Annotated in this window: 14 protein-coding genes; 9 read left to right on the top strand and 5 right to left on the bottom strand. The window is 72.9% G+C overall.

The genetic code is table 11. The annotated features are described in order from the left end of the window. Positions 1-383: 383 nt before the first annotated feature. From ACFYZJ_RS20530 to ACFYZJ_RS20515, 4 genes are read right to left on the bottom strand one after another with little or no spacing between them, the layout of a single operon-like run. Positions 384-1,052, bottom strand: a complete 669-nt coding sequence (locus ACFYZJ_RS20530; RefSeq protein ID WP_388570020.1) for a response regulator — start codon at positions 1,050-1,052, stop codon at positions 384-386. Beyond that, a complete protein-coding gene (locus ACFYZJ_RS20525) occupies positions 1,049-2,341 on the bottom strand; it encodes a sensor histidine kinase (RefSeq protein WP_388570017.1) in 1,293 nt (430 codons plus the stop codon). The genes ACFYZJ_RS20530 and ACFYZJ_RS20525 overlap by 4 nt, the downstream gene beginning before the upstream one ends. 26 nt (positions 2,342-2,367) lie before the next feature. Next, positions 2,368-3,219 (bottom strand): ABC transporter permease, encoded by an 852-nt coding sequence (locus ACFYZJ_RS20520; RefSeq protein ID WP_388570014.1) that lies wholly within the window; start codon positions 3,217-3,219, stop codon positions 2,368-2,370. Further along, positions 3,216-4,154 (bottom strand): ATP-binding cassette domain-containing protein, encoded by a 939-nt coding sequence (locus ACFYZJ_RS20515; protein WP_388570011.1) that lies wholly within the window; start codon positions 4,152-4,154, stop codon positions 3,216-3,218. The genes ACFYZJ_RS20520 and ACFYZJ_RS20515 overlap by 4 nt, the downstream gene beginning before the upstream one ends. A gap of 311 nt (positions 4,155-4,465) precedes the next feature. Between ACFYZJ_RS20515 and ACFYZJ_RS20510 the strand changes: the two genes are divergently transcribed. The 3 genes from ACFYZJ_RS20510 to ACFYZJ_RS20500 all read left to right on the top strand — a co-directional run bounded on the left by ACFYZJ_RS20510 (position 4,466) and on the right by ACFYZJ_RS20500 (position 6,767). Further along, the gene (locus ACFYZJ_RS20510; RefSeq protein WP_388570009.1) at positions 4,466-4,660 is read left to right on the top strand and encodes a hypothetical protein; all 195 of its coding nucleotides are present in this window, start codon (positions 4,466-4,468) and stop codon (positions 4,658-4,660) included. A gap of 330 nt (positions 4,661-4,990) precedes the next feature. Beyond that, the gene (locus tag ACFYZJ_RS20505; protein WP_388570006.1) at positions 4,991-5,212 is read left to right on the top strand and encodes a hypothetical protein; all 222 of its coding nucleotides are present in this window, start codon (positions 4,991-4,993) and stop codon (positions 5,210-5,212) included. A 634-nt stretch (positions 5,213-5,846) separates the two neighbouring features. Beyond that, positions 5,847-6,767, top strand: a complete 921-nt coding sequence (locus tag ACFYZJ_RS20500; protein WP_388570003.1) for a hypothetical protein — start codon at positions 5,847-5,849, stop codon at positions 6,765-6,767. A 64-nt stretch (positions 6,768-6,831) separates the two neighbouring features. Here the strand turns inward: ACFYZJ_RS20500 and ACFYZJ_RS20495 are convergent, their stop codons facing one another. Next, the gene (locus ACFYZJ_RS20495; protein ID WP_388570000.1) at positions 6,832-7,104 is read right to left on the bottom strand and encodes a hypothetical protein; all 273 of its coding nucleotides are present in this window, start codon (positions 7,102-7,104) and stop codon (positions 6,832-6,834) included. A gap of 145 nt (positions 7,105-7,249) precedes the next feature. Here ACFYZJ_RS20495 and ACFYZJ_RS20490 point away from each other — a divergent pair, with 145 nt between their 5' ends. The 6 genes from ACFYZJ_RS20490 to ACFYZJ_RS20465 all read left to right on the top strand — a co-directional run bounded on the left by ACFYZJ_RS20490 (position 7,250) and on the right by ACFYZJ_RS20465 (position 12,482). After that, a complete protein-coding gene (locus ACFYZJ_RS20490; RefSeq protein ID WP_388569997.1) occupies positions 7,250-7,624 on the top strand; it encodes a sortase-dependent protein in 375 nt (124 codons plus the stop codon). After that, positions 7,621-8,262: a class F sortase gene (locus ACFYZJ_RS20485; RefSeq protein WP_388569993.1), complete on the top strand. Its 642-nt coding sequence runs from the start codon at positions 7,621-7,623 to the stop codon at positions 8,260-8,262. Before ACFYZJ_RS20490 ends, ACFYZJ_RS20485 begins: the two co-directional genes overlap by 4 nt. Continuing rightward, entirely contained in the window at positions 8,246-8,737 is a 492-nt protein-coding gene (locus tag ACFYZJ_RS20480; RefSeq protein WP_388569990.1) for an RNA polymerase sigma factor, read from the top strand. Before ACFYZJ_RS20485 ends, ACFYZJ_RS20480 begins: the two co-directional genes overlap by 17 nt. Beyond that, on the top strand, positions 8,721-9,191 hold the full coding sequence (locus ACFYZJ_RS20475) for a hypothetical protein (protein ID WP_388569988.1): 471 nt from the start codon (positions 8,721-8,723) through the stop codon (positions 9,189-9,191). The genes ACFYZJ_RS20480 and ACFYZJ_RS20475 overlap by 17 nt, the downstream gene beginning before the upstream one ends. A gap of 105 nt (positions 9,192-9,296) precedes the next feature. Next, positions 9,297-11,324, top strand: a complete 2,028-nt coding sequence (locus tag ACFYZJ_RS20470; RefSeq protein WP_388569985.1) for a flavin monoamine oxidase family protein — start codon at positions 9,297-9,299, stop codon at positions 11,322-11,324. A gap of 273 nt (positions 11,325-11,597) precedes the next feature. Further along, positions 11,598-12,482, top strand: a complete 885-nt coding sequence (locus ACFYZJ_RS20465) for a hypothetical protein (RefSeq protein ID WP_388569982.1) — start codon at positions 11,598-11,600, stop codon at positions 12,480-12,482. The last annotated feature ends 40 nt before the right edge of the window (positions 12,483-12,522 follow it).

Below are 12,522 nucleotides of genomic sequence, written 5' to 3'. Positions count from 1 at the left end.
GGCGAAGCACCGTGAGGCGCAGGGCGAAGCACCGTAGACACGGGCGAAGCACCGTAGACACGGGCGAAGCACCGTGAGGCGCAGGGCGAAGCACCGTAGACACGGGCGAAGCACCGTGAGGCGCAGGGCGAAGCACCGTAGACACGGGCGAAGCACCGTAGACACGGGCGAAGCACCGTGAGGCGCAGGGCGAAGCACCGTGAGGCGCAGGGCGAAGCACCGTGAGGCGCAGGGCGAAGCACCGTGAGGCGCAGGGCGAAGCACCGTGCGTACGGTCGCGACGAAGCCGGTGTTGTTCGACGGGCGTTCCCCCGTCCGGACACGGCAGTGCCGCGCGTCGGATCGCCGCCCCGCGCTGCTCCCCGAGAGCCGAGCCCGCCCGCTCAGTCCGGGTGAGGTCGGGCCAGGCCGTGGTCGTAGGCGAAGATCACCGCCTGGATGCGGTCGCGCGCACCGATCTTGGACAGGACCCGGCCGACATGCGTCTTCACCGTGGACTCCGACAGGACGAAATGCGTGGCGATCTCGCCGTTGGTCCAGCCCTTGCCGATGGCGACGAGGATCTCGCGTTCGCGGTCGGTGAGGGAACTCAGGCGCGGATCCTCGGCGGAGCCGGCGCCGCCGGCCGGTACGAGACGGGCGAATTCGTGCAACAGGCGGCGGGTGAGCGCAGGCGCGATCACCGCGTCCCCGACGGCTACGGCGCGGATGCCGGCGAGGAGTTCCTCGGGGCGGGCGTCCTTGAGGAGGAAGCCACTGGCTCCGGCGCGCAGGGCCGCGTGGACGTACTCGTCCAGGTCGAACGTGGTGAGGACCAGGACGCGGGAGCGGTGGCCGGCGGCGACGATACGGCGCGTGGCCTCGATGCCGTCCATGCCTGGCATGCGTACGTCCATGAGGACCACGTCCGGGCGGAGTTCGGCGGCCTTGCGCACGGCTTCGGCTCCGTGCGCCGCCTCCCCGACCACCTCCGTCTCGGGCACGGAGTCCAGAAGCAGGCGAAAGCCGTACCGCTGAAGGGGTTGGTCGTCCACGACGAGCACGGTGGTCACCGGGCACCCTCCTGGGGAGCGAGGTCGAGCACTGCCCGCACCGTCCATCCCGGGCCCGCGGGACCCGCGCTGACGTGTCCGCCGTAGAGAGCTGCTCGTTCGCGCATGCCCACCAGGCCGTGTCCTTCCTTGTTCGCCGTGCCGGGCCGGTCGGCCGGTGTGGGTGGGCCGGAGTCCTGGACGGTGATGGTCAGCCGAGCGTCCTCCACGACGATCGCCAGGTTCGCACGGGCACCCGCGCCGACGTGTTTGAGGGTGTTCGTCAGGGCCTCCTGCACGATGCGGTAGACCGTCAGCTGCACCCCGCTGTCCAGGGCGTCGACATCACCGGCCGTACGGTAGACGACCTCCACGCCGGCGGCGCGTACCCCCTCGCACAGCGCGTCGATGTCCGCGAGACCGGGCTGCGGGCTCAGCTCGGGCTCGCCCCGCGGGCCGTCCGCCTCGCGCAGCACGCCGAGCACCCGGCGCAGTTCGCTCAGGGCCTGACGGCCGCTGTCGCCGATGAGGTGCAGGGCTTCCCTGCCCCGTTCCGGAGCGACGGCCGTGGCGTAGGCACCCGCGTCGGCGAGCGTGATGATGACCGACAGGTTGTGGCCGACGATGTCGTGCATCTCGCGCGCCACCCGCGCCCGCTCGGCCGCGACGGCGAGCCTGCCCCGCTGGTCGCGTTCGATCTCCAGCCGGGCCGCGCGGTCCCGCAGCCCGGCCAGCTGGGCCCGCCGGATCCGGATCATCAGGCCGAGCGCGAGGGCCGCGGTCGCCGTGCTGAGCAGGAAGAAGAGCGCGTCCCCGACCGACACCGCCGCCGCGACCCGAGCCGCGACCAGGCCCAGCGCACCCGCCGTGACCGCACAGGCCCACGGCAGCTGCCGTAGCCGCCCGTGCAGGGCCAGGCTGTACAGGGCGACGAAGAGGGCGACGTCCGCACGGAGTGCGGCGCCGAGGGACCACTGGACGACGAACACGGCTGTGACGGCGCCGAAGGCCACCGCGGGCGCCCGCCGCCGCCACAGCAGCGGCAGCACCAGTCCGGCCTGCAGGGCCAGCATGCCGGCCGTGGGCAGCCGGGTGAACGCGAGGCGGAAGCGGCGTGGGCCGTCGCCGTCCCCATGGACCCCGTGCAGCAGGTCCGGCAGGCAGAACATCAGGAAGACCAGCACCACCACCGCGGTGTCCAGCACCCACGGACGGTCCCGATCGGCGTGCCGGAGCCGCTGGCCGACCCGGCCGAGCCGGGCGACCAGCGGCCCCATCCCGCTGAGCTCATCGGTGGACACGGAACTCACCCGTCCATGATGCGGGCGCCCGCCGCTCAGACGTCGCTGCGCAGCAGCCGGTACGCCGCCCCGGCCAGCGCCAGTGCCGTCCAGCCGAGGAAGACCAGGAGCCCGGCGGAGGGCGACAAGGTGGTGGAGTCATGGGTCAGCGCGAAGATCGACTCCCCCGCGTGGCTCGGCAGGTAGGGGTCGATGTCGCCCTGCCAGGAGGTAGGCAGCAGGGAGACCAGTCCGGGCACCAGCATGAGGGCGGCGACCAGGACCGAGATGCCACCGGCCACCGACCGCAGCAGCATGCCCAGAGCGGCGCCGATCACGCCGACCAGGCCCAGGTAGAGCCCGGCACCCAGCAGGCTGCGCACCACGCCGGCATGGCCGAGGCCCATGGCAGCGGGCGTACCGGACACGATCTGACTGCCGACGAGGAAGGCGACGAACGCGCCGACGGTGGCGACCACCAGCGCGACCACCCCGTACACCGCCGCCTTGGACCACAGAACCGGCAGCCGACGCGGCACCGCGGCCAGCGTCGAGCGGATCATGCCGGTGGAGTACTCGCCCGCCGTGACCAGCACACCGAGCACGCCGAGGGCGAGCTGGGCGAAGTTCGTGCCGAAGAGGGACAGGCTCACCGCCGTCGCGGAGGCGAAGTCGCGGTCCATGTGCCGGCCGGAGTCCAGATTGGACTTGTAGTGGCTCGCGGCGATGACACCGAAGGCCACGAGGAAGAGCAGGCCCAGGCCGAGGGTGATCCAGGTGGAGCGCAGGGACCAGAGCTTGGCCCACTCCGAGGCCAGCACACGCCGCCCGGTCACCCGGTAGACGGGGCGGGCCGGAGCCGCCGTGGTGGACTCGGGGGTCTCGGATGTTGCCGTGAGGGTGCTCATGCTGCGCTCCGGGAGGTCTCGGTGCCGGTCGTGGAGCCGTGGTACTCCACGGCGTCCCTGGTCAGTTCCATGAACGCCTCCTCCAGCGACACCGCCTTCGTGGTCAGCTCGAACAGCGGGATCCCGTGCTCAGCCGCCTTCAGCCCTATCTCACGGGCGGACATCCCGGTCACCTGCAGTTCCTCCGTGCCGACCCGGCCGGTGATCTCCACACCCGGCCCGGCCAGCACGTCCCGCAGCCGCGCGGGGTCGTTCGTCGCGACCTTCACGGTGTCGCCGCCCGCCTCGCGGACCAGGTCCTGCACGGTCGTGTCGGCCAGCAGCCGGCCACGACCGACGATGATCAGGTGATCCGCCACCAGCGACACCTCGCTCATCAGGTGCGAGGAGACGAACACCGTGCGCCCCTCGTCGGCGAGGGAGGTGAGCAGGTTCCGGATCCAGAGCACGCCCTCGGGGTCCAGCCCGTTGACGGGCTCGTCCAGCATGACGGTCTGCGGATCGCCGAGCAGGGCCGCCGCGATGCCGAGCCGCTGCCCCATGCCGAGCGAGAAGGCGCCGGCCCGCTTCTTGGCGACGCTGCCGAGACCGGCCAGTTCGACGACCTCGTCGACCCGGCGGCGCGGAATGCCGTGGGTCAGCGCGAGCGCACGGAGGTGGTTGTACGCCGAGCGGCCCGGGTGGATCGACTTCGCCTCCAGCAGCGCCCCGACCTCCTGCAGCGGCGCCTGGTGACGGGCGTAGCGGTGACCGTTCACCGTGACGGAGCCGCTCGTCGGCGCGTCCAGTCCGACGATCAGGCGCATCGTCGTGGACTTGCCCGCTCCGTTGGGGCCGAGGAATCCGGTCACCGTACCCGGCTTCACGGTGAAGTCGAGACCGTCGACCGCCGTCTTCTCCCCGTACCTCTTGGTGAGCTGCTGAACCTCGATCATTCGCGTTCCCTCTTTCGGACTCCGGCGTTCCGGCACGGCCGGCGCCTCCTCCCTCACGCTAGGCCCGCGATCTACGAATCCGGTGGTACCAGGGGACTGAACACCGCAGCGCAGGTGGTACCGGGGTACTACGGCCCCCGGCGGCCTCGCTGGTCGGGACTGGTCTGGACGGGGCGGGACGGGGCGAGGTACGGACGAGGCTGCGGCGGAGTGCGCGCCTGCCATCCGACGCGTCGGAGGAGCCACCCGGTCGGGCCGCTGGTCGTCGGCGTGGTGATGGCAGCGCCGACGGACTCCAGCACGGCTCGGGCATGGTCGAGATCGTCGACGACCACGGGGGCGGAAGGATGGCCGTACTTCGCGCGTTCGTCGGCACAGTCACCGGCGGCGGTGGCACCGCTGTCCATACCGCCACCGACCCGACCGTCATCGACCCCGATCCGGCTCATCACGAGCCTGGGCATGACAAGCCGGGCCACCACGAGGCCGAGGGCAAGAAGAGGTAACCCACGCTCAGGGAGCCCGGAAGCCCCCTGTCTGCGGTTTCACTCCAAGGAGGGGGCATCCGGGTGAGCCGAGGCCGGCTCTGGCCCGGCAGCTGATTGATCGGGCCGTCCGGCGACAGGGCCCTGGATGTCCGGTTCCCGCGGCTGCCCGAAGAGGTCATCGCCCGGTGCCTCGCCACCACGGTTCCGCCGTCGTGACGTGCTCCGACGGTCGGTTTTCGCCGCACCCGGCCCGTGAAACCCCAGGTCAGTGGTGTGACGCAGGTGTTCCCGTGCGGATCTGTGCCGACGGCCACAGCGAACGGGACACACGGAGGCGCATACTGAGCCATGACAAAGCCTGCTGCGCCGAAGCGCCATTTGCCCACCAGCCCCTTCAAGGCCCCCGTCACACCGGCTCCCAAGCACTTCGCCATGGGCGACCAGGTCACACATGACGTGTACGGCCTCGGTCGGGTGATCGGCATCGAGGACGGAGTCGCGGCGCTCGTGGATTTCGGCTCGGCGAAAATGCGGATCCTGAGCCCGTACGCCAAGATGACCAAGCTGTAGGACCGCTGTGCCCGGTCACGGCACACCAGGCCCCTTCAGGGGCCTGTAGCGAAAGAGAGCCCTCTCATCGATCTGACGCCGCTGTTCTCCGCCCTGGACGGGCAACCCCGCTGCTCCACCGCAGCATCGCCGCCTCCGACGACAAACCCCTTCCAGGCCCCTGACTTCGGGCAGGACGAGACCTTGCCGCTCGAGAGCGCACACGAACCCGCCTCGGTCCTGCGCGCGGTGGGACCCGAGTCAGCTGGGCTCCACGAATGACGGTTGCTACGGCAACTGGCCACGGGCCGTCTCCGATCCTGCGGTGAGGAGTACGGCCCGCCGTCATTCGGACACGTCCGCCGGCCATATGAAGCTCGCGCGAAGCCGGTCCTCCACGGACTGCGCACCGCGGATCGCGCGGGTGCCCACAACTCCACAGTGGCGCCTGCGGTGGGCACAGCCGCCCACCGAGGCCTGAACGCCTCGCACGCCGACTGGGCGTCGGCAGCGAGTCGGCCGAGGTGTGACGGATGAGACTTCCCGGACGCTGGGGGAGTCGGAGTGAACGTCGACGGCGACAGCGTACGGCGGACAGGCACCAGGGCCGGTACACCGAACGAATCGAACCGGTCGGGCAGGAGCGGAAGCGGACATGGGTGAACGGCTGAGCGGCGACGGAGTTCCGGGCCGTCGACCTGTGCAGCCTGGCGGCGCCCCGTCCGGCCCTCGGGACGTCCATGACACCGCCGTACTGGAAAGGGTCCTGACCGCCGCCGTCCGCGCAGGTGATCTCGACCCCCAGGCGGAACAGCGGGCCGTGGCCGCCTTCCGGGCCGTCCGCGCCGCGGGCGCGCACCGGGCACGGACCCGGCGCCGGGACGACTGGCGGCCACCGGCGGAGGGGCGTGTCGGACGCCGGGTGAGGATGACGTTGGGCGTGGCGTTCGCCACGCTCACCCTGGGTGGTGTCGCGGTCGCGGCCATCGGTTCCGCCGGCTCCTCCACCGACGGTGCCGGCGGGGGCCGGGGCACCACGCACCCGTCGGCACTCGCCCCGGACCGGCCGGGCGGTGCGGCCTCCTCGGCCCCGTCGGTCTCCTCCGGCGGTCCCCTGCCGACGGACGGACCGGACCCCGCTCAGGACACCGAAGCGCACTGCCGTGCCTACGAGCGGGTCCGGGGTCGTGGCAAGGCGCTCGACGCGAAGGTCTGGCAGCAGCTCGTCGTGGCCGCCGGCGGCAGAGCCGAGGTCGCCGCGTACTGTTCCGGGCAGCTGGCGCGGGCGACGGCCACGCCGGGCAGGGCGGCCGCCACGGGCAGATCCGGCGAAGGTGCCGCGGATGCCGGAAACGGCACGGCGGGGAGCACCGGCACGTCCGGCAACGGCACATCCGGCGAAGGTGCCGCGGACGCCGGGAACGGCACGGCGGGGAGCACCGGCACCTCCGGCAACGGCACGACCGGCAACCACTCCGGCGGCACGGACGACGCGGCCGGGAACGGTCAGGCAAGCGGCGGTCAGGCAAGCGGCGGCAAAGCGAGCGGCGGTCAGGGCAGCGGGAAGCACAAGTAGCCCCCGGCGGTCGGAGAAACCCCAGGCCGTGGCCTGGGGTTGGTGGTCCGGGGAAGGCCGGGGCCTACGCGACGGCCGCGCCGGGCGCCTCACCCGCGTTCGCCGGGTGCACCGTAAGCAGGCCGGCGAGGCCGACACGGGTGAGGAACTCGCGGCGGATGCGGTCGGCGACGTTCGAGACCTCTTCCGAGCCGTCGTCGGCGGGGTCGATGTGGACCCGGTACGGCCGCCGCCCGGCGGGGAGCACGACGATGCGGGCGATCTCGTCGCAGACCAGTGAGGCGTCCGCGTCCTCGGGTGCCAGGGCGGCCAGCTTCCGGGCGACCTGTTCGGTCAACCCCGGCCCGAACCACCGCACCCCGGCTCGACTTCCGACGGCTTTGCCGTTTCTTTACAACCGGCTCCTGCGCTGCCTCGTCTCTCCGCTCGATCCGTGACTCAGCCGCCGCGTACCGGGCGGACCGACGAAAGAGAGCGATTCGATGCGCCGAACTGTCCTCAGCGCCATGACACTTGCGTGCACCGCCGTGCTGGCGGGCACCGTGCCCGCGTTCGCCCACGGGGCGTCCCCCACACCGGCCGTTCCCACCGCCACCGCCTCCCCGTCCACCGGCCCCGCACCGACCGCCGCACCGACCGCCGCGAGCGCGGTTCCGAGTGCCGCGCCGACGCCCGCGCCGACGAAGGACCGCAGCCAGGTCTCCGTCGTCCCCAAGGGCGCGCCCGACACCGGTGTGACGGCGGGGACCTCCCGGTCCGTGTCGCCCGGGCTGATCGGCGGAGGCGCCGGCCTGGTGCTCGTCGGGGGCGGCGCGGCGGTCCATGTCGTGCGCCGCCGGCGGGCGACCGGGGCATGACCCCGCTCTCCAGGCGCGCCTTCGCCACAGCGGCGATGGCCGCGCTGCTCATGGGCTGCGGCGGCCACGAGGCCGGCCAGACCCCGGCCGCCCGTACCGGAGGTGCGCCACCGCCCGCGTCGACGTCCGCCGAGGCGGCGCCCGCGCCGGAGCGTTCGGCCCCCGTCCGGCTGCAGATCCCGGCCATCGGGGTCGACACTCCCGTCATGCGACTGGGGCTGGCGGCGGACGGCAGTGTGCAGGTACCCCCGGTGACCGCACACGACCGGGCGGGCTGGTACTGGCACTCGCCGACACCGGGCCAGGTCGGGCCGTCGGTCATCCTCGGCCATGTCACGGTCGGCCGCTACGGGGACGGGGTCTTCCGCCACCTCGCGGCCCTGCACCGGGGCGACCGCATCGTGGCGCGCCTGGAGAACGGAACCGCGGCGGTGTTCGCGGTCAGCGCCGTACGGACGGTCGCCAAGGCCGACTTCCCGACGGGCGAGGTCTACGGGAACGTGAACCGGCCGGAGCTGCGGCTGATCACCTGCGGTGGTGCCCGTACCGGCCACGGATACCTCGCCAACGTGATCGTCTTCGCCGCGCTGACCACCGCCACCCCCACGACCATGGAGAGCGTTGAAACGGTCCCGTGAGACGGCGGCGTCCGAGCTGTTCGCCGCCGTCTACCCGCGCCTCGCCGGCTGGTGCCGCCGTCTCGTCGACGACGACGAGACGGCCCACGAGGTCGCCTCGGAGGCGTTCACCCGGCTCTGGGCCCGCTGGACGTCCGTGGAGGAGCCCCGCGGCTTCCTCTACGTCACCGCGGCCAACCTCGTCCGGGACCACTGGCGCAAGCTGGAGCGCGAGCGCAGAGCCGTGCGCCGCGCCGGCACGGAGGCCGCCGTCCGCTCCCACCCCGAACAGGCCGACCCCTCGGTACGCCTGCTCGTGCAGTCGCTGCCGGAGCGACTGCGCGTCCCGATCCTGCTGCACTACTACGCTGACATGCCGATCCGGGAGGTGTCCGTGCTGACCGGACGCAAGGAAGGGACCGTCAAGGCCGACCTGCACGCGGCCCGGGAACTGCTCCGCGTCCACCTGAGGAGAAGCCTTGACCACACGCTCTGACGACGGCCCGGAGTTCGAACCCGACGACCCCCTCGCGGTGATCCTGCGGCCCCCCGCGGACCACCTCGGCCCGCCTCCCGGCCGCTTCCGCGCGATCCGCCGCGCCGCGGCGCGCCGCCGGCTGCTCCGCGCGGCGGCCGGGGCCGGGTTCGCCGCCGCCGTCGCCGTCCTCGTCGCCCTGCCGCTCCACCTGGCGACGCCCACGGCACCCGCGCGCCCGTCGGTCCCCCTCGCCCCGCCGCCTCCGAGCGGTCGCCCGATGCCCGCCGGCCCGTCGGCGTCGCCCTCCCTGTCGGCGTCGCCCGGGAACGGCACCTCGCGCCCCACCACGGCTCCCCGAACCGGCGGTTCCGGCACCCCGGGCGGGCCGCCGGCCGCCACCCGGGAGCCGTCGGCGACACCGACCGCCCCACGACCCGAGCCGTCCGCGACACCGACCGCGCCACCGGCCTGAAGGGGCGCACGAGGGGCGGTGTCACGTCCGGGGCGCGCTCGCACGTTCAGGTGATCACCGTTGATCGTCCTGTGGGGGTGCACCGGTACGCCCTATTCAGGACGTATGGATGAATCCTGCACCGCTGACAGCCACCCCACGGACCGTCATGAGTCCATCCTCAGGCGGCAGTTCACCACCGTGGTCGCCACGGCGGCGACCGTGACGGCCCTCGCGCCGGCCACGGCGGGTACGGCCGCCGCGACCCCCGTCCTGCCACGGCAGGCCCCCGCCCCGACGAGATCCACCGCCGACCCGTCCGTCTGTCTCGCGGTCGCCCGCGCGCTGCTGGTCGTCGACGACGACGACCGTCCGCTCGTGCCGGGCTACCGGCAGATCCTCGACTCCGGTCTGCCGCGCCCGAGGACCGGCGGAGCCAAGAAGATCCTGGTGGTCGGCGCGGGACCGGCCGGTCTGGTGGCGGCCTGGCTGCTGAAGCGGGCCGGGCACCAGGTGACGGTGCTGGAGGCCAACGGCAACCGCGTCGGCGGCCGGATCAAGACCTTCCGCACCGGCGGCCACGAGGGGGCGGCGCAGCCGTTCACCGATCCACGGCAGTACGCGGAGGCCGGCGCCATGCGCATCCCCGGCAGCCACCCCCTGGTGATGAGCCTGATCGACCGACTCGGCGTGAAACGGCGCCGGTTCCACCTCGTGGACGTCGACGGCGCGGGCAAGCCCGTCAACCACGCCTGGATCCACGTCAACGGCGTCCGTATGCGCCGCTCCGACTACGCGAAGGCGCCCCGGAGGATCAACCAGTCGTTCGGGGTGCCGAGGAAGTACTGGGACACGCCCTCCTCCGCGATCCTGCGCGCCGTCCTCGACCCGGTGCGCGACGAGTTCAGCACGGCCGGACCGGACGGCAGGCGCGTCGACAAGCCGATGCCCGAACGGGTGCGGGGCTGGGCGCGGGTGATCCAGCGGTACGGCGACTGGTCCATGTACCGGTTCCTGACCGAGCAGGCGGGCTTCGACGAGCGCACCATCGATCTCGTCGGCACGCTGGAGAACCTGACCTCGCGGCTGCCGCTGTCGTTCCTGCACAGCTTCGTCAGCCAGTCGCTGATCAGCCCGGACACCGAGTTCTGGGAGCTGGTCGGCGGCACCGCGACGCTCCCGGACGCGCTGCTGCGCGAGGTGCACGACGTCGTACGGCTGGACCGGCGCGCCACCCACATCGAGTACTGGGCCCCCGACCGGCACGGCAGTGACGACACCTCCCACGTCCGCGCCGCCGGCCCGCACGTATGGATCGACACGGTCTCCGAGGGGCGGGACGGCACGGTCGTGCGGGAGCAGTTCACCGGCGACCTCGCGATCGTCACCGTGCCGTTCTCCGGGCTGCGGCAGGTGCAGATCAGCCCGCTGATGTCGTACGGCAAACGCCGTGCCGTCACCGAGCTGCACTACGACAGCGCGACCAAGGTGCTGCTCGAGTTCAGCCGCCGCTGGTGGGAGTTCACCGAGGCCGACTGGAAGCGGGAACTGGAGGCGGTGCGGCCCGGGTTGTACGAGGACTACCGCAAGGGCAGGGCACCGGCCGACGGGAGCCTTCTCGGCGCGCACCCCTCGGTGCCGTCCGGACACATCAGCGCCGCGCAGCGCGCCCACCACGCCGCCAACCGCTGGGCGACCCGGGACCAGCCCGAGGCGGCACACGTGATCGGCGGCGGCTCGCTGTCCGACAACTCCAACCGCTTCATGTTCCACCCCTCCCACCCGGTCCCGGGCAGCGAGGGAGGTGTCCTCCTCGCCTCCTACAGCTGGGCCGACGACGCCTCCCGCTGGGACTCGCTGGACGAGGAGGCCCGCTATCCGCACGCCCTCAGGGGCCTGCAGCAGGTCTACGGGCAGCGCGTGGAGGTGTTCTACACCGGCGCCGGCCGCACCCAGAGCTGGCTGCGCGACCCCTACGCGTACGGAGAGGCGTCCGTCCTGCTCCCCGGCCAGCACACGGAACTCCTCGCGGCCATCCGCGCCCCCGAGGGCCCGTTGCACTTCGCCGGTGACCACACCTCGGTCAAGCCGTCCTGGATCGAGGGCGCCGTCGAGTCGGGCATCCGGGCCGCGCTGGAGGTCCACCTGGCCTAGGAGCGTGGTGCGAACGTCCCGCAGGGATGGGCGACACCGCAGGTCACCCGGTATTCAGCCGGGTGCGGGCGCAACCGTCGGGTGTCACCGTCACCGCCCCCTGACCCGCAGGGCACAGGGGGCCCCCTTGCAAGGCCGCCAGAGAATCCTTTCACGAGCCCCACACAGCCTGCACACGGTCTTTCGATAGCCCGGTTAGCGTGGCAGTCCGTTCGATTCCAGGTGCGAACGCGGCCCGGCGGGGCGGCGGCAAGCCACTACAGGAAGACCGCAATGGACTACTGCTCCTCGTGTCGTCGGCATCTCAACGGTGCCCTGGTGTGCCCGGGTTGCGGTGCCTACGCCCCCGACATCGCCCCGGTCACCGCCGACGGCCACACCCTCCCGGGCCCGGCCACGACGGCGCCGTCGGCCACGGCGGCGACGGCGGCCACGACGGCATGGGAGTTCGCGGCCCCGGACATCGACGAGGTCCCGTCGGCCGCCGCGCCCGCCGACCTCACGGACCCGGCACGCCGACCGGAAGGGCGTGCCGCGCGGCGACGTCGGCTGGCGCGCTGGAAGAAGACCCAGCGCAAGGCGCTGGTGGCGACCGCCGTCGCTCTCGTCGGAGGCGGCCTGACCGTGGCCTCGATGGACCGGCACACCGCCGACCGGGCCCAGGCGGCCCCGGCTCCGGAGGCGTCGGCCCTCGGCGGTGCGAAGGAACCGACGTCGCAGTACAGCCGCCCGACGTCACCCCGCTCCGACACCCCGCGCGCCGGCGCTCCCCGAGCCTCGCGCACCCCCGGCGCGCAGTCCTCCGTGGCCGCTCTCCCCCACGTGTCCGTGCCGGTCACGGCCCACGCCACACCGTCGGCCGCTCAGCCGGACGGGGCCGCCTCCTCCCGTACGACGCACACGACGGGCACGACAGGGGCGGCGGGCACCGGTACGACAGGCACGAGTCACACGACGGGCACCTCGCACTCCCAGTCGGGGACCGACGCCTCGGGTTCCTCGGGCTCCTCGTCGTCCACCGGATCGTCCTCGCAAGGGACGTCCGCCCCGACCACCGGCACCGGCGGTGGCACGGCCCCGGGCACCTCGCAGGGCACCCCGTCCTCGACGGCCACCTCACCGTCGCAGGTCTGCCTGCTCGTCGTCTGCCTCGGCTGACCACCCGCGACCCCACCGCAGCCACTCGCCGCCCTCCGCA

It is taken from the genome of Streptomyces sp. NPDC001848, from assembly GCF_042891915.1.
In the GTDB taxonomy this organism is placed as follows: domain Bacteria; phylum Actinomycetota; class Actinomycetes; order Streptomycetales; family Streptomycetaceae; genus Streptomyces.
This window is presented reverse-complemented; position numbering and strand designations above follow the sequence as displayed.